This window comes from Microbacterium sp. 13-71-7 (genome assembly GCF_002257455.1).
Lineage (GTDB): Bacteria > Actinomycetota > Actinomycetes > Actinomycetales > Microbacteriaceae > Microbacterium.
In genome coordinates this window covers 1-18,456 of the sequence record NZ_NCKN01000058.1, presented here as the reverse complement: position 1 = coordinate 18,456, position 18,456 = coordinate 1, and the positions used below count along the sequence as shown (strand labels likewise).

General features: G+C 72.4%; 17 protein-coding genes. 7 read left to right on the top strand and 10 right to left on the bottom strand.

Going from position 1 to position 18,456, the window contains the following annotated elements; all coding sequences use genetic code 11:
- Window positions 1–185: 185 nt before the first annotated feature.
- Window positions 186–1,295 (bottom strand): DUF4232 domain-containing protein, encoded by a 1,110-nt coding sequence (locus B7X32_RS07870; RefSeq protein WP_292718297.1) that lies wholly within the window; start codon window positions 1,293–1,295, stop codon window positions 186–188.
- A gap of 131 nt (window positions 1,296–1,426) precedes the next feature.
- Here B7X32_RS07870 and B7X32_RS07865 point away from each other — a divergent pair, with 131 nt between their 5' ends.
- The 3 genes from B7X32_RS07865 to B7X32_RS07855 are packed head-to-tail and all read left to right on the top strand — an operon-like array spanning window position 1,427 to window position 3,369.
- The gene (locus B7X32_RS07865) at window positions 1,427–2,017 is read left to right on the top strand and encodes a cation transporter (protein WP_292718295.1); all 591 of its coding nucleotides are present in this window, start codon (window positions 1,427–1,429) and stop codon (window positions 2,015–2,017) included.
- A 12-nt stretch (window positions 2,018–2,029) separates the two neighbouring features.
- Window positions 2,030–2,392, top strand: a complete 363-nt coding sequence (locus B7X32_RS07860; protein ID WP_045272807.1) for a metalloregulator ArsR/SmtB family transcription factor — start codon at window positions 2,030–2,032, stop codon at window positions 2,390–2,392.
- Window positions 2,392–3,369 (top strand): cation diffusion facilitator family transporter, encoded by a 978-nt coding sequence (locus tag B7X32_RS07855; RefSeq protein WP_292718291.1) that lies wholly within the window; start codon window positions 2,392–2,394, stop codon window positions 3,367–3,369. The genes B7X32_RS07860 and B7X32_RS07855 overlap by 1 nt, the downstream gene beginning before the upstream one ends.
- A 44-nt stretch (window positions 3,370–3,413) precedes the next feature.
- Here B7X32_RS07855 and B7X32_RS07850 read toward each other — a convergent pair whose 3' ends face one another.
- Window positions 3,414–4,169 carry an AAA family ATPase gene (locus B7X32_RS07850; protein WP_292718289.1) on the bottom strand — a complete coding sequence of 252 codons (756 nt, stop codon included), beginning with the start codon at window positions 4,167–4,169 and terminating at the stop codon, window positions 3,414–3,416.
- Between the two features lie 107 nt (window positions 4,170–4,276).
- On the opposite strand from B7X32_RS07850, the gene B7X32_RS07845 reads away from it, so the two are divergent.
- Window positions 4,277–5,224 carry an endonuclease/exonuclease/phosphatase family protein gene (locus B7X32_RS07845; RefSeq protein ID WP_292718287.1) on the top strand — a complete coding sequence of 316 codons (948 nt, stop codon included), beginning with the start codon at window positions 4,277–4,279 and terminating at the stop codon, window positions 5,222–5,224.
- A gap of 13 nt (window positions 5,225–5,237) precedes the next feature.
- Here B7X32_RS07845 and B7X32_RS07840 read toward each other — a convergent pair whose 3' ends face one another.
- Both B7X32_RS07840 and B7X32_RS07835 read right to left on the bottom strand, forming a co-directional pair.
- Window positions 5,238–5,840 carry a hypothetical protein gene (locus B7X32_RS07840; protein WP_292718285.1) on the bottom strand — a complete coding sequence of 201 codons (603 nt, stop codon included), beginning with the start codon at window positions 5,838–5,840 and terminating at the stop codon, window positions 5,238–5,240.
- A gap of 4 nt (window positions 5,841–5,844) precedes the next feature.
- A complete protein-coding gene (locus B7X32_RS07835; protein WP_292718283.1) occupies window positions 5,845–7,113 on the bottom strand; it encodes an ammonium transporter in 1,269 nt (422 codons plus the stop codon).
- A gap of 167 nt (window positions 7,114–7,280) precedes the next feature.
- On the opposite strand from B7X32_RS07835, the gene B7X32_RS07830 reads away from it, so the two are divergent.
- Complete coding sequence (locus tag B7X32_RS07830) at window positions 7,281–8,324, top strand: zinc-dependent alcohol dehydrogenase family protein (RefSeq protein WP_292718281.1); 1,044 nt, start codon at window positions 7,281–7,283, stop codon at window positions 8,322–8,324.
- A gap of 42 nt (window positions 8,325–8,366) precedes the next feature.
- Here the strand turns inward: B7X32_RS07830 and B7X32_RS07825 are convergent, their stop codons facing one another.
- From B7X32_RS07825 to B7X32_RS07800, 6 genes are all read right to left on the bottom strand, one after another.
- Window positions 8,367–9,353: a DNA topoisomerase IB gene (locus B7X32_RS07825; RefSeq protein ID WP_292718279.1), complete on the bottom strand. Its 987-nt coding sequence runs from the start codon at window positions 9,351–9,353 to the stop codon at window positions 8,367–8,369.
- A 149-nt stretch (window positions 9,354–9,502) separates the two neighbouring features.
- Complete coding sequence (locus tag B7X32_RS07820) at window positions 9,503–10,762, bottom strand: sigma-70 family RNA polymerase sigma factor (RefSeq protein ID WP_292718277.1); 1,260 nt, start codon at window positions 10,760–10,762, stop codon at window positions 9,503–9,505.
- The gene (locus tag B7X32_RS07815; protein WP_292718274.1) at window positions 10,759–11,127 is read right to left on the bottom strand and encodes a YciI family protein; all 369 of its coding nucleotides are present in this window, start codon (window positions 11,125–11,127) and stop codon (window positions 10,759–10,761) included. Before B7X32_RS07815 ends, B7X32_RS07820 begins: the two co-directional genes overlap by 4 nt.
- Window positions 11,128–11,191: 64 nt before the next feature.
- Window positions 11,192–12,787 (bottom strand): MFS transporter, encoded by a 1,596-nt coding sequence (locus B7X32_RS07810; protein ID WP_292718271.1) that lies wholly within the window; start codon window positions 12,785–12,787, stop codon window positions 11,192–11,194.
- 78 nt (window positions 12,788–12,865) lie between these two features.
- Window positions 12,866–14,779, bottom strand: coding sequence for a heavy metal translocating P-type ATPase (locus B7X32_RS07805; protein WP_292718269.1), 1,914 nt, complete (start codon window positions 14,777–14,779; stop codon window positions 12,866–12,868).
- Between the two features lie 92 nt (window positions 14,780–14,871).
- A complete protein-coding gene (locus B7X32_RS07800; protein WP_292718267.1) occupies window positions 14,872–15,765 on the bottom strand; it encodes a LysR family transcriptional regulator in 894 nt (297 codons plus the stop codon).
- A gap of 78 nt (window positions 15,766–15,843) precedes the next feature.
- On the opposite strand from B7X32_RS07800, the gene B7X32_RS07795 reads away from it, so the two are divergent.
- Window positions 15,844–17,427, top strand: a complete 1,584-nt coding sequence (locus B7X32_RS07795) for an aminotransferase class V-fold PLP-dependent enzyme (protein WP_292718265.1) — start codon at window positions 15,844–15,846, stop codon at window positions 17,425–17,427.
- Window positions 17,424–18,456 (top strand): amino acid permease (locus tag B7X32_RS07790; RefSeq protein WP_292718263.1); only part of this gene is annotated, 1,033 nt, incomplete at its 3' end. The genes B7X32_RS07795 and B7X32_RS07790, both read left to right, overlap by 4 nt.

Genomic DNA, 18,456 nt, shown 5'->3' with positions numbered 1-18,456 from the left:
ATCTGCACACCCCGCGACGATCCGCGCACGGATCCCGGGATCGCCTGTGCAGATCGTCGCATCGTGTGCGGATCGTGGCACTCCTGTCGCACCTCGCGGCGCCCTTGTGCGCAACCCTGACAAGCTCGCGTACGCGCTCTGACGGGGCGTGCCCTGATCCGCGCGCGCCTTCACGATGCTGCTCCTCAGCCGACGGCCTGGTCCGCCTGCCATGCCGTGAGGTGGAGTTCGGTGCCGGGCACCACGTCGAAGTGGTTCGTCCAGATGTGACGCTTCTCCCCGACGCGGACCGCCGCGTGCAGGCTGCGCGCCACCAGCTGCCCCTGGGTCGAGTTCGCGTCCCATGCGATCCCCGCCTTCGCGGATGCTCCCGGCGCGAGCGTCACGGGCGCCGCGCCCGGATCGGACGCCATGAAGGAGCTCCCGCGCTGCAGCTCCACGTCGATGACGTGCCCGTTCTGGTCGCCGAACGCCACGTCGGGATACCCGTTCAGCACGCACTCCTTCTCGGAGACGTTGATCGCCTGCAGCGACTGCAGCCGGTGCCCGGTCGCTCCATCCACAGGCGGAGCGAGGAGCTCCAGCTGCTCCGCTGTGCAGGAATCGGGTCCGGCAGGGTCCGCGGAGGGGGCGACCGTCGGTACAGCGATACCGGGCGCTGCGAGATCCGGCGCGGCGGCGCCATCGGGATCGGACGGGGTCGATGCGCGATCGGCGGCGATGGCCTGCTGTGCGGCATCGTTCGCTCCCGCCGAAACCGCGGGCAGTGCTGCCGCGAGCACCACGACGGCAGCTCCCAGCACGACGACGACGCGCGTCGCCGGGGCACTCCGCCGCCCCTCGTGGGAGGACCGCTGTCGCACGACGATCGCGGGGATCCAGCCGACGGCGAAAGCCCAGAACACCGCGAGCATCGTCGAGCCCGTCGCCCCGAGAGCTGTCCGGAATCCGCCCCAGGAGACGGCCTCGGCCATCGCACCGAGATCGAGCACGCCGCCGACCGCGAATCCGACGATCACCGCCGCCAGCCACGCCGAGAGGAACGTGCGCGCACCGCGCCGGTCCAGCAACATGATCGCGAGGACGTAGGCGCCGCCCACGAGGAGCACGGCGACGGCATGCAGCAGGATCGCCCATCCCGGAGGAGCGCCGAAGAACCGTCCGTTCATCGGCGAGGGCACGATCTGTCCGAGCGTCGTCAGCGATCCTCCTGCCGCCGATAGAAGGTACGGCAGCCATCCGCACAGCAGCCACAAGGCTGCAAGCGCCCCTCCGCCGAGCAGCCGTCGTCCCATGCCCGTATCCATCGCACCCCCGATCCGTCTTCGCCACCCTAGCGGGACGCCCTCCCGGACAACCGACGATCGCGACGCGCCGACGCCGCCGTACACAGCGCCTTCATCGGATCCGCCCCTACCGTCAGGCCGTGCCCGCAGACCGCGACCGCCTCCGCCGCGCCGGCATCGTGCTGGAGATCGTCACCCTGGCCTGGAACGCGGTCGGGGTCGTCCTGCTCGCGGTCCTGGCCTCCCGATCCGGGTCGGTCGCGCTGCTCGGGTTCGGTCTGGACAGCCTCATCGAGATCGGCGCCTCCACGGTGGTCATCTGGGAGCTGACCGGCACGGATGAGCGCCGTCAGCACCTCGCCCTCCGCCTCATCGGAATCGCGTTCGGGCTGCTCGCGGCCTACCTGCTCGTCCAGGCGGTCGTCGCGCTCGCGTCCGGCCACCGCGCGACGCCGCTGCCGGGAGGGATCTGGTGGACCGCACTCACCGCCGCCGTCATGTTCCTCCTCGCCTTCGGCAAGCACCGGGTCGGGCGCGCTCTGCGCGATCCCGTCCTGCTCACGGAGGGCAGGGTGACCCTGGTCGACGGGATCCTCGCCGCAGCGGTTCTCGCCGGCATCCTCCTGAACGCCCTCTTCGGCCTGTGGTGGGCCGATCCCGTCGCAGGACTCGTCATCGTGTTCTACGCCGTCCGCGAGGCGGTGCACGCCCTGCGCGGTCACCCTTCCTGATAGCATCTGCGTATGAGTGCAGATAAGCAGGCATGCGGATACTCGCCGGACAGCTCCTACGTCGAACTGGCCGTCGAAGTGTTCTCGATGCTCGCGGACGCGACCCGCGTGCGGATCGTGCTCGCGCTCGGCGAGGCCGGGGAGCTCTCCGTCAACCACCTCGCCGACATCGTCGACAAGTCACCGGCTGCGGTCTCCCAGCACCTCGCGAAGCTGCGCCTGGCCCGCATCGTCTCGACCAGGCAGGACGGTCAGCGCGTGTTCTACCGGCTCGAGAACGAGCACGCCTCGCGACTCGTCGCCGACGCGATCTTCCAGGCCGAGCACTCGCTCGGCGGCACTCCCCGCCATCACCACGCCGACCAGGACTCGTGATGCACGACCACCCGCACGACCACCACGACCACCACGACCACGACCACGACCACCCCACCGGCTTCCGGGGCGTGCTCCACGGGCTGTTCGTGCCGCACACGCATGACGCGGCGGATGCGATCGATGACGCCATGGAGGCCTCGAGCGCCGGCATCCGCGCGCTCAAGCTCAGCCTGGTCATCCTGTTGGTCACCACGATCCTGCAGGCCGTCGTCTTCTTCCTCAGCGGATCCGTCGCCCTGCTCGCCGACACCGTGCACAACTTCTCCGACGCGCTCACCGCGGTCCCGCTCTGGATCGCGTTCCTGCTCGGGCGCCGTGCCGCGACGCGCCGCTACACGTACGGGTTCGGGCGCGCCGAGGACCTCGCCGGCCTGTTCATCGTGTTCGTGGTGCTGCTTTCCGCGGTCGTCGCCGCCTGGCAGTCGATCGAGCGGATCCTGAACCCGCAGCCCCTCCACAACGTCGGCTGGGTCATCGTCGCCGGCGTGATCGGATTCCTCGGCAACGAGGCCGTCGCGATCTACCGGATCCGCGTGGGCCGCCGCATCGGATCCGCGGCGCTCGTCGCGGACGGCGTGCACGCCCGCACCGACGGCTTCACCTCGCTCGCGGTCGTCATCGGCGGACTCGGAGTGCTTGCAGGGTTCCCGCTGGCGGATCCGATCGTGGGCGCGCTCATCTCGGTCGCCATCTTCGTGCTGCTCATCGGCACCGTGCGCAGCATCGGCCGACGGCTGCTCGACGGCGTGGAGCCGGCGCTCGTGGAGCAGGCCGCGCACGCCCTGGAGCACGTCGAAGGGATCACCGGGGTCGAGCGCGTGCGTCTGCGCTGGGTCGGCCACCGACTCGAGGGCGATGCCGTCATCACGACCACCGGCGACGCCGTCGCGGTCGCCGCCGAGGCGGAGCAGAGCGTCCGCGCGCACGTGAGGAACCTCGACGGATTCCTCGTCGGGGTGCGCGCCGCGGACTGACCGTCGCTCCGGCGAGCCCTCAGTCTCATCGGGGAGCCGAGCCCTCAGTCCAGGAGGTGCCGGGTGTAGCGACCAGGCTCGTCGAGGAACGAGCGCCAGTGCCGCACGAGCTCCAGATCCTCCCAGAAGGCCGGGCGGAGCCCCCACTCCCCGACCTCGAGGATTTTCGCGCCGGGCAGCGCCGCGAGCACCGGCGAATGCGTCGCGCAGAGCACCTGCCCGCCTTCCTCCGCGATCCGGCGCAGCACCGCGATGAGGCTCAGGGTCGAGGAGAACGAGAGCGCCGCCTCCGGCTCGTCGAGGCAGTAGAAGCCCGGATCCTGGAACCGGTCGCCGAGCAGCGCGAGGAAGGACTCGCCGTGGCTCATCTCGTGGAAGGGGATGTCGGGCCGGCCGAGCGAGGGGTTCTCCTCGAGGTACGTGTAGAACGAGTGCATCGTCTCGGCGCGCAGGAAGAACCCCCACCGGTTCGCGCCCACGCCGCGCTGGATGCGGAGCCAGTCCGAGAGCGGCGACTCGGTCGGACGCGTGCTGTGCCTGGCCTGGCGGGATCCGCCCTCCGGCGAGAGTCCGTAGGCGATCGCGACGCCCTCGACCAGCGTCGATTTGCCGCTCCCGTTCTCTCCGACGACGAAGGTCACGCCGGGATCCAGGTCGAGTCCTTCCCGGAGCACCTGCGCGACCGCGGGGATGCTCAGCGGCCAGGTGCGGCCGGCAGCAGGCGCGTCGTCGGCGGGATGCACCGCGACCACGGGCTGCTGCCGGCGTCGGCGGCTGCGCGGGTCCCAGAACGGATCCATGGCGCTCCCCTCGACGATCGGCTCTGCCCCATTGTGCCGGGCGGGACCGACAGAGCCCTGGGCCGACCGTCAGCGGTTCCCCAGACCGGGACCGGAAGGATGGATCCGTGAGCCAGACGACGAGGGAGCAGGTCGGCGCGAGGCGCGCGCTGCCTCGCCGCGGCGCCGTGATCGCGGTCCTGCTGATCACCGCCGCACTCACCGCGCTCGTGCTGCTCGGCGGGATCCCGGGCCTCGTCGGGACCGGGATCGCCGTCATCCTGCCATGGCTGGGGTTCGCCCTGGTCCCGCTCGTGGTCGCCGCCCTGCTGATCCGGCCGCGCACGGCGTGGATCGCCGCGGTGCCGCTGGTCGCCTGGACCGTGGCGCTGTGGGGGTTCCTCCCGGTGCCGTGGCAGGGCGATCCGTCCGCCGCGGGCCGCGGGCTGCTGATCGCGACGCAGAACGTCGAGGCCGGATCCGGCACCGGAGCCGCGTCCGCGCGCGCCCTCGCCGAGGAGGGGGCGGGGATCCTCGCGTTCACGGAACTCGACGCCGAATCCGGATCGGCGATCGCGGACGAGCTCGCCGACGCCTACCCCCACGCCTACCGCGTGGGCACGGTCGGGGTGTGGAGCCGCTACCCGATCCTCGACGAGGAGGCGCTCGATCTCGGGCTCGGCTGGAAGCGCGCGCTGCGCGTCGAGGTCGATGCGCCCGGCGGCGCCGTGAGCGTGTACGTAGTGCACGCGGCCTCGCTGCGGCCCGGGGAGCAGAGCGCCAGGGACGGCATGCTCTCCGCGCTGGGCGAGCGGATCCGCGGCGACCGCAGTCCTCGCGTGATCGCCCTCGGCGACTTCAACGCGGTGTCGACGGATCCCGCCCTCGCCCCGATCGCCGATGCCCTCGGCGAGGTGCGATTCGGCGGGATCGGCCCGTCGTTCACCTGGCCCGCGTCGTTCCCCGCGGTGCGGATCGACCACGTCTTCCAGCGCGGCTACCCCTCTGGTTCGGGGCGGACGGCAGCGGCCGGCGCCAGCGACCACCTCGCGGTCGTCGCCGCGCTGGGCGGCTGACGCCCCGCGGAGGTCAGCCGACGACCATGAGGACCCGGGCGTCCTCCGCGACGATCCCGGGTCCGCGGCCGACTGCGCTGTCGCCCGTCGTCGCGGGCGGCAGTACCAGCGCCTCCATCGCCGCTGCCGTGCTGCCCCCCGTGCTCACCCGCCCCGAGCGCACGACGATCGCGCGCACCGCATCGGGCAGGACTGAAGATCCGTGCAGATCCGCGAAGACCAGCGCCGGCCGCGCCCGCGAGGTCACCGTGGACAGGACGAGGATGCGGCTCAGCTCCGCGGCCCTGAGCCGGGGCCGGCGCAGCTCCAGAAGGGGATCGGTGTGACGCAGCACGCGCTCCTTGCGCAACCCCACCGACGCCCCCGGGCCGACCTCGACCTGCGGTCCGCCGATCCCGGCGAGGACGTGCGTCGCCTCGTGCGGCAGGTGCAGGATGCCCACCGGGCCCCGCAGCTCGACCAGTTGCAGGGTCCAGTGCAGTTCGCCGTTCGCGCCGCGCCGTCCGCAGATCTCGCGGACGTGCCCGCCTCCCGCGGCGAGACCGCGCCTCGGCAGGCTCCGCAGCTGCAGGAGCTCGGCCGGGGCGGGGCTCGCCGCGAGGGAGACGGGGTTCACCGGCTCAGACCCGCGCGCCGATGAGGACATAGCCCTCTTCGCCGTGCACCACCGTGTCGAGTCCGGCGATCTCGTCCTCGTCCTTGACGCGGAACCCGATCACCTTCTCGATCAGGAAGCCGATGCCGAAGGCCAGCACGAACGAGTACACGAGCACCGAGAGCGCCGCGACCGCCTGCGCCGCGAGCTGCGCGAAGCTGCCGCTGTAGATCAGGCCGGTCGAGTTGGCGAAGATGCCCAGGTAGAGCGTGCCGACGATGCCGCCGATGAGGTGGATCCCGACGACGTCGAGCGAGTCGTCGAAGCCGAGCTTGAACTTCAGATCGACGGCCAGCTGGCAGACCACGCCGGCGACGATGCCGAGGACGACGGCCCAGATCGGCGTGAGCGCCGCGCAGGCCGGGGTGATCGCGACGAGACCGGCCACGGCGCCCGATGCGGCGCCGACCGAGGTCGGCTTGCCGTTGCGGATCTTCTCCATCACCAGCCAGCTGAGCAGCGCCGCGGCGGGGGCGGCGAGCGTGTTCACGAAGGCGACGGAGGCGGTGCCGTCGGCGCCGAGCTCGGATCCGGCGTTGAAGCCGAACCAGCCGAACCACAGCAGACCGGCGCCGAGGAGCACGAACGGCGGGTTGTGGGGCACGTCGGCGCCCTTCTGGAAGCCGATGCGGCGGCCGAGCACCAGCGCGAGGGCGAGACCGGCCGCTCCCGCATTGATGTGCACCGCGGTTCCTCCCGCGAAGTCGATCGCGCCGACGCCGAGCCAGTCCTGCAGGCCCTTGGTGATCCAGCCGCCGTAGGCGTAGCTGCCGTCCTTGTTCAGGCCGAAGTTGAACACCCAGCTCGCGACGGGGAAGTAGACGACGGTCGCCCAGATCCCGGCGAAGATCATCCAGGATCCGAACTTCGCCCGGTCGGCGATCGCGCCGGAGACGAGGGCGACGGTGATGATCGCGAACGTGGCCTGGAACGCGACGAAGGCGAGCGGCGGGTACGCTGCGCCCTTCGGCACCTCGAGCAGGCTGTTCAAGCCGATCGCCGACCAGTCGATCGTCCACGGGGCGATGAGTCCCTTGCCGCTGGGGAACGCGATCGCGTAGCCGAAGACGACCCACAGCACGCCGATCAGACCGATCGCGCCGAAGCTCATCATCATCATGCTGATCACGCTCTTGGCCTTGACGAGGCCGCCGTAGAAGAATGCCAGACCCGGTGTCATCAAGAGCACGAGGGCCGCGCAGATCAAAACGAAGGCGGTGTTTCCCTGATCCATGAGGGGGCCGCTCCTCTCTGTCAGGACGCTCCTGCGGCGTCGGGTGAGGTCAGACTGTCACTCGCGCGTTTCGCTTCGACGCGTGCAATGTTTCGGATCCGTTTCGTCATCCGCACCCCGCGTGAACAAGCTGTGACGAAGCTCCGCGCGCCTGGCAGGATGAGGTCATGCGTGCAGTGGTCTTCGATGCGGTCCGTGCCCAGCCCGAGGTGCGTGAGGTTCCGGAGCCCGACCTCCCGGCCGACGGGGTGCTCGTACAGGTGAGGGCGACCGGCATGTGCCGGAGCGACTGGCACGCCTGGGCGGGGCACGACGACATCGCGTTCCCGCACGTGCCGGGGCACGAGCTGGCCGGAACCATCGCCGCCGTCGGGCCGCAGGTGACCCGCTGGCAGGTGGGAGACCGCGTGACGGTGCCCTTCGTCTGCGGCTGCGGGCGCTGCGAATGGTGCCTGTCCGGAAATGCGCAGGTCTGCCCCGACCAGCAGCAGCCGGGCTTCACGCACTGGGGATCCTTCGCCGAGGTCGTCGCGCTGCACGCCGCCGATGTGAACCTCGTCGCGCTCCCGGACGAGGTGGACTTCGCCACGGCGGCGAGCCTCGGCTGCCGCTTCGCGACCGCGTTCCGGGCGCTCGTCGGGCGCGCCCAGGTGCGCGAGGACGAGTGGGTCACCGTGATCGGCGCCGGGGGCGTCGGCCTCAGCGCCGTCATGATCGCGAAGGCGCGCGGGGCGAGGGTGATCGCGGTGGACCGCAATCCGGAGGCGCTCGCCGTGGCGAAGGAGGCCGGCGCCGCGCACACGCTCCTCGCCGACGGCACCGACATCCCGGCCGCCGTCGCCGCGCTGACCGGCGGAGGCAGCCACGTCTCCGTCGACGCCGTCGGCAGCGAGCAGACCCTCGCCGACGCGATCCTCGGGCTGCGCCGGCGCGGCAGGCATGTGCAGATCGGCCTGCTCCCGCCGATCGACGGGCACCCCCGCGTGCCGATGGAGCGGGTGATCGGCTGGGAGCTCGACCTGCTCGGCAGCCACGGGATGGCGGCCGTCGACTACCCCGCGATGATGGATCTGATCGCCGCAGGGCTCCTGGCCCCGCAACGCCTCATCGAGCGCACGATCGGGCTCGACGAGGCGGCGGCCCTGCTGCCCGGTTTCGACCGGGCGACCGTGGCGGGCATGACCATGATCGATCCGCAGCGGGTCGGCTGAGGAACGACGGGGCCGGACGCCGGACGAGCCGCACGGCCATCGTCAGCCCTCGAGCAGGCGCCGGATCGCGGACTCCGGCGTGAGCGTCGTGTCGAGCACCCGGCCCTCGGCGTAGCGGCGGAAGACGCGCGGATCGATGTAGCTCCCCCGCGCGACCGCCGGCGTGTTCCCGAGCGCGGCGGCGGTCGCCTCGACCGCCTCCCGCTCGGCCCGCTTCCGCCGGCCGGCGCCGCTCTGCACGCCGGCGGCCGCGAGGGCGGTCGCCGCCGCGATCGTGCCGCGGAGGGTGCGGAAGTCCTTCGCCGTGAAGGCCGTGCCGGTCAGGGCGCGGACGTAGTCGTTCACCTCGCGGGCGGTCACCGCGATCCTGCGTCGTCCGCGGCGGTACGCGAGCAGGGGCGCGGCTGCGCCCGCCCCCTGCGCGAGATCGGAGAGCACCGCCGACAGCGCAGGATCCTCGATCTCGAGGTGCATCCGCCGGCCGCTCTTGGCCGGGAAGGCGAGGGTGGTCGTCGTCCCGTCGACCACGGCATCGCGACAGCGCAGCGTCGTGAGGCCTCGGCTGCCGTGCCGGACGAGATAGCGCGGCGAGCCGACGCGCGGCGCCGCGTCGTCCAGGAGCCGGAACGCGGCCGCGAGCACGCGCTCCCGATCGGGCGGACCGTCCTGCCCGAGTGTCCGCGTGACTCTGGCGCGCGCTCCCGGCAGCGCCGTGGCGAGCGCCATCGCCCGGCGGAACTTCCGCCGGTCCCGGCGCTGCCGCCACTGCGGGTGGTACAGATACTGCCGCCGCCCCGCCGCATCGACGCCGACCGCCTGGATGTGGGCGCGGGGATCCGCGGCGATCCAGACGTCCTGCCAGGCGGGCGGGATCGCGAGGGCGCGGATCCGCTCGCGATCCTCGTCGGTCGCCGCGTGACCGTGCGCGTCCGCGTAGCGGAAGCCGGACCCGGATCGTCTCCGCCGGAATCCGGGATCGGCGTCGGGGCTGGCGCGGACGAGTCGCGACCCCGCGTCCCTGCGCGTCATCCCGCGGCCGCGCGGCACCCGGCACCGCCGTCGAGTCGCCCGGTCATCCGCGTCTCCTCTCCCACCGGCGGCATGGAGCCGCCGCAAGGAAGACTGTGCCGCGGCGCCGGCGCCCGGGGAAGGGGCTGGTGGCCGGCCGTCGCCGTCGGCTACGATCCCTCGCTCGGGCGGATCCCCTCGATCCCGGCTCCGCTCCGCAGCCTGGCCGCGCGGGCGCGCAGGTAGTCGCGCTCCGGGAGCGAGAGGGTCGCGCGGGCCGCGTCGAGGTACTCGTCGATCGCCTCGGAGGTGCGCTCCGCGCGTTCCAGCAGATGCGCGCGCACGGATGCGATCCTGCGACGGTCTCCGCGCACCCTCGGGTCCGCGATCCCGTCGATCACGGCCAGCCCCGACTCCGGACCGTGCACCATCGCCTGCGCCACGGCGCGGTTGATCGTCGCGACGGGGTTGCCGGTCTCCAGCTCGAGCAGGCGGTACAGGGCGAGGATCTGCGGCCAGTCCGTCGTCCCGGTGCTGGGCGCGTCGTCGTGCAGCGCCGCGATCGCGGCCTGGATCGCGTAGGGGCCGTGGCGGCCGGCGGCGAGCGCGGCATCGAGGATCTCGGTGCCCTCGACGATCCTGTCCCGGTCCCACTGCCGGCGGTCCTGCTCGTCGAGCGGGATCAGCTCGCCGCGGGCGCCGGTCCGCGCGGCCCGGCGGGCGTCGGTGAGCAGCATGAGCGCGAGCAGACCCGCGACCTCGACGTCGTCCGGGCGTTCGCGGTGCAGCATCCTGGCCAGGCGGATCGCCTCGTCGCTGAGCCGCACGTCGTTGACGTCGGCGCCCTCGCTGGCCGTGTGCCCCTCGGTGAACATGACGTAGAGGACGGCGAGCACCGGGTCGAGGCGGTCGTCGGGGTCCGTGGGCTCGGGGAAGACCGCCCCGGCCGCGCGGATCCGCACCTTCGCCCTGCTGATCCGCTGCGCGATCGTCGCCTCGGGCAGCAGGTGCGCACGGGCGATCTGCGCGGTCGACAGGCCGGCGACGGCACGCAGCGTCAGCGCCACCTGCGCGGGCGTCGTGAGCGCGGGGTGGCAGCACAGCCGGAGCACCTCGACGCTGTCGTCCGTGTGCGCCGCCTCGCCCTCGGCGAGGGGCCGCCAGGCGTCGGCATAGGCGTGCTCGCGCTCGCGCCGCTGGTGCTCGCTGCGGATCCGGTCGATCATGCGACGTCGGGCGACGGTCAGCAGCCAGCCCTTCGCATCCGCAGGGGCGCCCTCGGCCGGCCACTGCTGGTGTGCGGCGAGGAGCGCCTCCTGCACCGCGTCCTCGCACAGGTCGAGCTGCGCGGCGCCGTAGCGGCGCAGCAGCGCGGCGAGGACCTGCGGCGCGTTGCCGCGCCACAGGTCCTCGTAACCGCGATCGGTCACACGTCGGTCCCGGCGGAGAACATCACGGGGCGGACCTCCAGCGCGAGGCCGTCGATCGCGGCGTCCGGGATCTGCCGCGCGAGCTCGACGGCTCGCTCCTCGGACTCGACCTCGATCAGGTAGTACCCGCCCATGAACTCCTTCGTCTCGGCGAAGGGCCCGTCCACCACCTCGGGCGAGCCGCCCGCGCCGCGCACGACCTTCGACTGGCTGGGGTCGGCGAGGGCGACGGTGCCGAGCATCTCGCCCGATGCGGTGATGGTGTCGATGAAAGCCTGGTGCCCCTCGCCGATCGCCTGCATCTGCTCGGCGGTGAGCGCATCCAGCACGTCCTGCCGCACCTGCATGAGGATCATGTACTTCATGGTCGTTCTCCTTCGGTTCGTGGGGGACCCGATGTCCGCCGCAATGCGTGGTCGGAGCCGATGCTCAGTTCTCGACATCATTCTGCGCGCCGAACGCCGGGATGTGCCGGAGTCGCGCGGCGGTGACCCCGGCGAGCGCGAGCATCGCGACGGCCGCGACGAGGGCGGCGACCTGCAGTGAGGAGGTGAAGGCCGCACCCGCGACCGCGCGCACGCTGGGATCGGCGACGCCGAGGGCCGCGTCGATCCCGGCCGACAGGGTGCGGCGGTCGGCGGCGTCCACGCCAGGAGCGCCCGCGACGAGGAAGCGGTACACGGCGGTCGTCAGACTGCCGACCACGGCGATGCCGAGGGCGTAGCCGAACTGGCCGCTCGCCTCCTGCGTGGACGCGGCGGACGACGCCTCCTCGACGGGCACGCTGCCGAGGATCACGTTCGTGCCGAGCGTCGGAAGGGCGGAGGTGCCGAAGCTCACCATGCTGAAGCCGACGACGAGGGGCCAGGGTCCCGTTCCCGGCGTGATCTGCGCCATCAGCACGAGCCCGGCCGCGGAGAGCGCGAGACCGACGGCGATGATCAGGCCGGGCCGGATCCGCTTCGCGAGCAGCGGCATGGTGAGGAAGCCCGCGGCGCCGGTGAGGGCCGGAGGCACGGTGAGGAGGCCCGCCGCGAGCGGATCCGCCCCGGCGACCGCCTGGAAGTACTGGGTGTCGAGCATCATCAGCGGACCCGTGAGCATCGTCATGAGCAGCATCGTGAGGAGCACCACGCACACCCCGCGGCGCCGGAACATCGCGAGGTCGAGCAGGGGCGCGCGCCCCGCACTGCGGGCGAGGACGCGCTGACGCCGGAGGAACACGACGAGGAAGACCGTCCCTATGGCGACGCTCGCGAACGCGACGACGGCGTCGCCCGCGCGGGCCGCCTCCTTGATGCCGAAGACGATCGGCAGCACCGCCAGCAGGGACAACGGCACGCTGGCCGCGTCGATGCCGCGCCCCGCGCTCCGCAGGCGCACGGCCGAGGCGTCCGCGACGAGAAGGGGGAAGGCGATGAGCACGAGCGCCATGACCGGGACGGCGATCAGGAACACCGCGCCCCACCACCACAGGCTCAGCGCGACGCCGCCGACCACCGGTCCGATGATCATCCCGCCCATGAGGCAGGTCATGAAGACGCCGATCGCAATCGCCCGCTGCCCGGTGTCGGGGAAGAGCCCGGTCAGCAGACCGTAGAGGGACGGAGCCAGTGCGGCGGCCCCGACTCCCATGACGGCCCTCGCTCCGATCAGCATCTCGGGCGAGAGGGCGAAGGCCGCCGTCAGCGATGCGAGACCGAACACCGCCGCGCCCAGCATCGCCATGCGCCGCCGGCCCAGCCGATCGGCCAGACCGCCGAACGCGATGAGCAGCCCCGCGAAGACGAAGCCGTATCCGTCCACGATCCAGAGCTGCTGCACCGCGTCCGCGTGCAGTTCCTGCGCGATGCTGGGCAGCGCCAGCAGCACCACGGACGTGTCGATCGCGGTCATCAGCGCTGCGGCCGCGAGCACCGCGAGACCGAGCCACTCCCTGGGGCCGGCGAGCGGGCCCGTCCTGGTGCGCGCCCCTGCCGTCGCCTGCCGTGCGCCTTCCGTCACTGCTTCGTCTGTGCGAGTCATGCCCTGTGGTCGGAGCCGATGCGCCGTCCTCGACAGACCGCGGTCACCGGCCCCGGTCGGGCACGCCTCGGTGAGCGCTCAGCCGCGCACTGCGGGACGCCCTGCGGTCATCGCCCGTTCCTGGATCCGCCCCGTGAAGGCGGGCTCCGGGGTCAGCGGGCCGCGCAGCGCCCGCAGCGCGTACAGGATCGTCGCGAGATCCACGAGCTCCTGCACGAGGGCGCCCACGACCGCGGGGATCACCCCGGTCATCGCGACGATCATGAGCGCGACGCTCAGCCCGATGCCGATCCAGATCGCGGTGAGCGCGACCCGCACCGTGTGCCGCCCGATCTCCACCGCGTGCGCGACCTTCGCGAGCGAGTCCACGAGGATGACGGCGTCGGCGGCCTCCCCGGCGGCGGTCGCCCCCTTCGCGCCCATCGCGATCCCCACATCGGACGCGGCGAGCACCGGGGCGTCGTTCACGCCGTCCCCGACCATCATCAGCGGGCGCGGACGCAGGTCGCGGGCGAGCCGCACCTTGTCGTCCGGCAGGAGCTCGGCGTGCACCTCGGCGATGCCGACCTGCGCCGCGATCGGATCCGCCGTCGCGGCCGTGTCGCCGGTCAGCATCACGATCTGCCCCACCCCGTGGTCTCGGAGCCAGGCCACCACGCCCGGCGACTCGGGGCGCGGCGCATCGGCCAGCACCAGGGCTCCGGCGTGGCGCCCGTCGATCGCGACGTAGGCGGCGGCCTGTCCCGCCGCGAGGTCGGTGCGCGCGAACTCCGGCACGAGCGAGGCGATGTACGCGGGCTTGCCCACGACCACCGTCCGGCCGCCGATGCGCGCCATCACGCCGTTGGTCGCGACCTCGCTCGCGTCCTCGGCCGTCTCCGGTGCGAGGCCGCGGTCGCGGGCCGCCGCACGGATCCCCGCCGCGAGCGCGTGCGAGGAGTACTGCTCCGCCGATGCGGCGAGTCCCAGCACCTCCTCGGCCGTGAACCCGGCCGCGGGCCGGACCTCCACGAGAGCCGGCCTGCCCCGGGTGAGCGTGCCCGTCTTGTCGAATGCGGCCGAGCGCACCCGGGAGAGCGTCTCGACGACCGCGCCGCCCTTGAGCACGATCCCGTCCTTCGCCGACCTCGACAGTCCGCCGAGGAACGCGACGGGGGCGGCGATCAGCAGCGGGCACGGCGTCGCCAGCACCAGCACCTCGGCGAACCTCACCGCCTCGCCGGAGAGCGCCCAGGCGAGACCGCCGAGCAGGAGCGACACCGCCGTGAACGGGATCGCGAACCGGTCGGCCAGCCGCACGACGGGAGCGCGCGAGTCCTGCGCCTGCCGCACGAGCGCGAGGATCTGCTGGTACTGGCTGTCGGCGCTGCGCCGCACGGCCCTCGCCCGCGCGATGTGCGTGCCGTTGACGGCCCCGGAGAGCACGGTCTCCCCCGCCGTGCGCGCCACGGGCAGGCTCTCGCCCGTGAGCGACGACTCGTCGAAGGAGACCTCCTCGGTCAGGAGCTCGCAGTCCACCGGGACGATCTCGGAGGGACGGATCAGCAGGACGTCGCCGATCCGGACCTCGTCGACGGGCACGTCCCTGACGAGTTCGCCGTCGCCCTCGCCCTCGGTCGTGACGACGTGCGCGGTCTGCGGCGAGCGCTCGAGCAGCGCGGTCAGCTCGCGCTTGGCACGGCGCGCCGCGAAGTCCTCGAGCGCCTCGCCCCCGGAGAGCATCAGCACGATGATGAGCGAGGCGACGTACTCGCCGACCGCGAGGGTCGCGACCATCGCGACGATCGCGAGGACGTCCAGCCCGAACCGGCCGCGCAGCATCTCCCGGATCATCTGGATGAGGGTCCCCAGCACGAAGCCGCCGACGACGATCGTCGCGATCCATCGGGCGATCAGCCCCTGGCCGGCCGCACTCAGCGCGAGGACCGCGACGAGCGTGAGAAGCGCGAGGGGGATCACCGGCTGCCGTCGCAACGCCTTCAGCACTGCCATGTCTCGATGTCTCCCTCTCCGGCCACGCAGGGATGTCCCCCGGCTCCACCCTGCTCCGGCTCCGGAGCGGTTGCAAGCGACGTCGACCGGGATTACCCGCCGGCGGGCGTGCGCAGCGCTCCTTCGAGCGCCCTCCGCGCGGCGGCGCCCACGGTCGGCGCTGTCACCAGGAAGATGCGCCGCTCGAACACGGCGTCGGCGATCTCGACCGTGGCCACGGCGTCCAGATGCGCCGGCAGCGCCAGCTCCGGCACCAGGGCGACGCCGAACTCGGCGGCGACGTACGCCGCCACCACGGCGTAGTCGTCGCTGCGCATCGCGATCCGCGGGGTGAAACCGGCCTGCTCCGCAGCACGGGCGAGGGCCGCGTCGACCGGATCGGCCTCGGTCGCACCGGCGATCCAGCCCTCGTCGCGGAGGTCCGAGAGGGGCACGCCGGTGCGCCCGGCGAGGGGATGCGCGGGCGGCACGATCACCGCCAGGTGCTCCTGCCGGACGGGGATCATCCGGAAGCCCGGCGGCAGGATCGTCGGACGCCCCGGGGCGTCGTAGACGATCGCCGCGTCGAGGCGGAGGCCCACGACCGCCGCCATGAGCGGGTCCAGCTCCGCCTCGGAGACGAGCGGCTCGAAGCCCGCCTCCTGCAGCGCACGCACCACCTGAGGCAGCAGCCGCGCGCCGGCGGAGGGGAAGACGCCGATCGCGATCCGTCGCCGCTCGGAGGCGAGCAGCTCGTGGACCTCGTCGATCGCCCGCTCCGAGCGGTCCAGGATCGCGATGGCGTGCGGCAGCATCGCCTCGCCGACCGCGGTGAGGCGGGTGCCTCCGGATCCGCTCGTGACCACCGCCGCGCCGAGCTCGCGCTCGAGGCCGCGGAGGTGATGGGTCACCGTGGGCTGGCTCCACTGCAGCGCGGTCGCGGCGCGCAGGACCGACCCCTCGTCGGCCACCGTGCGCAGGGCCCTGAGCTGCCGCAGATCGAGCATCGTCGCTCCATAATGGGTATTGACCAATGAAGGATTGTCTTCATTCCTCATCGTATCCCTCGCCACCAGAATCGATCCGTGACGACAACCACGCCCTACGCCGACGCCATCCGCCGATTCGCCGCACGCGACCTGCAGCGCCTCAACGTCCCGGGGCACAGCGCCGATCCTGCGGCCGCTCCGCTGCTCGCGGACTTCTTCGGCGACGACGTGCTGCGCTACGACGTGGAGCCGCTCCTGGACGGCATCGACAAGGGATCCGACAACCCGCTCGAGGAGGCGCGCGCCGCCGCGGCGCGGGCGTGGGGCGCGCGGCGCACGTGGTTCCTCACGAACGGCGCATCCGAGGCGAACCGGATGACGGCGCTCGCCCTGGCCGCGTTCCGCACCCCGGACGAGATCGTGGTCGCGCAGCGCAGCGCGCACTCGAGCTTCTTCGACGGCATCATCCTCGGCGGACTCGACCCCCGCTTCGTGACGCCGACGATCGACGAGCACCACGGGATCAACCACGGCGTGACGCCCGCCGCCATGCGCGAGGCGCTCGAGGGCGTGGACGCGAAGGCGGCGTACATCATCAGCCCGAGCTACTTCGGCGCGGTCGCCGACGTCGAGGGCATCGCCGCGGTCTGCCACGAGGCCGGCGTCCCGCTGATCGTGGACGCGGCGTGGGCGGCGCACTTCGGCTTCCACCCCGCGCTGCCCGCCCACCCGATCGCGCTCGGCGCGGACCTCGTCGTGTCCTCGACGCACAAGATGGGCGGAAGCCTCACCCAGTCGGCGATGCTGCACCTCGCCGAGGGGCCGTACGCGGAAGAGCTCGAGCCGCTCATCGACCGCGCCTTCATGTTCACCCAGTCCACGAGCGCGAGCTCGCTGCTGCTCGCCTCGCTCGACCTCGCCAGGGCGACGCTGGAGGACGGCCACGACCGCATCGCCGCATCGCTCGCCGCGGCCGCCGAACTGCGCGACGCCGTGCGCGCGACCGGCCGCTTCCCGATCGTCAGCGACGGCTTCGACGCTTTCCCGGACATCGTGGCGCACGACCCGCTGCGGGTGTCGATCGACGTCGGAGCGGCGGGGCTGCACGGCCACACCGTGCGCGAGGAGCTCCTGCGCACGGCCGGGATCATGACCGAGATCTCGACGGGATCCTGCATCGTCGCGTTCGTCGGCCCCGGCACCACCCCCGATGCGGCCCGGTTCGTCGCCGCGCTCGAAGCACTGCAGCCGGTCGGCGATCTCGCCGCACGCGGCGGGATCGGCTCGATCGCGCTGCCCAAGACCGGCCCCGCCGTGATGCGCCCGCGCGACGCGGCGTTCGCGCACACCGAGATCATCCCGGCCGAGGACGCGGTCGGCCGCGTCTCGGCCGATTCGCTCGCCGCCTACCCGCCGGGGATCCCCAACGTGCTGCCCGGCGAGATCCTCACTGCGGAGACGATCGCGTTCCTGCGCGGGATCGCCGCGACTCCCGGCGGCTACGTCCGCGGCGCGGCGGATGCGCTGGTCGACGGCGTGCGCGTCGTCGTCGAGTCGCCGGCACAGCACGCCCCGATCCGACCGAAGACCACGCGCATCGGAACCGCCGATGCGCGCTCCCGAACCGGCCTGCGACGTGCAGTGACGCCGTCGCCCGTGAAAGAACAGGTACCCGCATGACATCGATCGCCCAGCAGCTCCTCCGGCGCAAGCCCATCGCCCGGGAGGCAGGCGATTCCCCCCTGAGGCGCACGATCGGTCTCTTCCCGCTCATGGCGATCGGGATCAGCTGCACGATCGGCACGGGGATCTTCTTCATCATGTCCCAGGCCGTGCCGCTGGCCGGCCCCGCCGTGGTCTGGTCGTTCGTGATCGCCGGCATCGTCGCCGGCCTCACCGCCCTCTGCTACGCGGAGCTCGCCGGGGCGGTGCCCGTCTCGGGATCCACCTACTCCTACGCGTACGCGACCCTCGGCGAGGGCATCGCGATGGTCGTCGGCGCCTGCCTGCTGCTCGAGTACGCGGTCTCCGCCGGCGCGGTCGCCGTGGGCTGGTCGCAGTACGTCAACGAACTCATCGGCAATCTGTTCGGCCTGCACCTGCCCGCCGCGCTCAGCAACTCCCCGGAGGAGGGCGGCATCGTCAACCTGCCGGCGGTGATCCTCGTCGCGCTCTGCGCCGTCCTGCTCGTGCGCGGCACCAAGGAGTCGGTCGTCACCAACGCGGTCATGGTGTGCATCAAGATCGCCGTGCTGCTGTTCTTCATCGCCGTGGGGATGATCGGATGGAACTCCGACCACTTCGCGAACTTCGCCCCCTACGGGATCGGCGGCATCGCGGCCGGCGCCGGAGTGATCTTCTTCTCCTTCGTCGGACTCGACGCGGTCTCGACCGCGGGCGAGGAGGCGAAGAACCCCAAGCGCAACCTGCCGCTCGCCATCCTGCTGGCGCTCGCGGTCGTGATCGTGCTCTACGTCGGCGTCGCCCTGGTCTCGGTCGGCGCGCAGGCGCCCGCGAAGTTCGACGGGCAGGAGGCGGGGCTCTCCGAGATCCTCGCCCATGTCGTGGGCAGCCCGTGGCCCGGCACGGTGCTGGCGGCGGGCGCGGTGATCTCGATCTTCAGCGTCACGCTCGTCACCCTCTACGGCCAGACCAGGATCCTGTTCGCGATGTCGCGCGACGGCATGGTCCCGCCGATCTTCGGAAGGG

Bases quoted from the DNA above. Each gene is read 5' to 3' on its own strand.
- B7X32_RS07870 (WP_292718297.1), bottom strand. From the start codon at position 1,295: ATGGGACGACGGCTGCTCGGCGGAGGGGCGCTTGCAGCCTTGTGGCTG.
- B7X32_RS07860 (WP_045272807.1), top strand. From the start codon at position 2,030: ATGAGTGCAGATAAGCAGGCATGCGGATACTCGCCGGACAGCTCCTAC.
- B7X32_RS07855 (WP_292718291.1), top strand. From the start codon at position 2,392: ATGCACGACCACCCGCACGACCACCACGACCACCACGACCACGACCAC.
- B7X32_RS07850 (WP_292718289.1), bottom strand. From the start codon at position 4,169: ATGGATCCGTTCTGGGACCCGCGCAGCCGCCGACGCCGGCAGCAGCCC.
- B7X32_RS07835 (WP_292718283.1), bottom strand. From the start codon at position 7,113: ATGGATCAGGGAAACACCGCCTTCGTTTTGATCTGCGCGGCCCTCGTG.
- B7X32_RS07830 (WP_292718281.1), top strand. From the start codon at position 7,281: ATGCGTGCAGTGGTCTTCGATGCGGTCCGTGCCCAGCCCGAGGTGCGT.
- B7X32_RS07825 (WP_292718279.1), bottom strand. From the start codon at position 9,353: ATGACGCGCAGGGACGCGGGGTCGCGACTCGTCCGCGCCAGCCCCGAC.
- B7X32_RS07815 (WP_292718274.1), bottom strand. From the start codon at position 11,127: ATGAAGTACATGATCCTCATGCAGGTGCGGCAGGACGTGCTGGATGCG.
- B7X32_RS07810 (WP_292718271.1), bottom strand. From the start codon at position 12,787: ATGACTCGCACAGACGAAGCAGTGACGGAAGGCGCACGGCAGGCGACG.
- B7X32_RS07805 (WP_292718269.1), bottom strand. From the start codon at position 14,779: ATGGCAGTGCTGAAGGCGTTGCGACGGCAGCCGGTGATCCCCCTCGCG.
- B7X32_RS07800 (WP_292718267.1), bottom strand. From the start codon at position 15,765: ATGCTCGATCTGCGGCAGCTCAGGGCCCTGCGCACGGTGGCCGACGAG.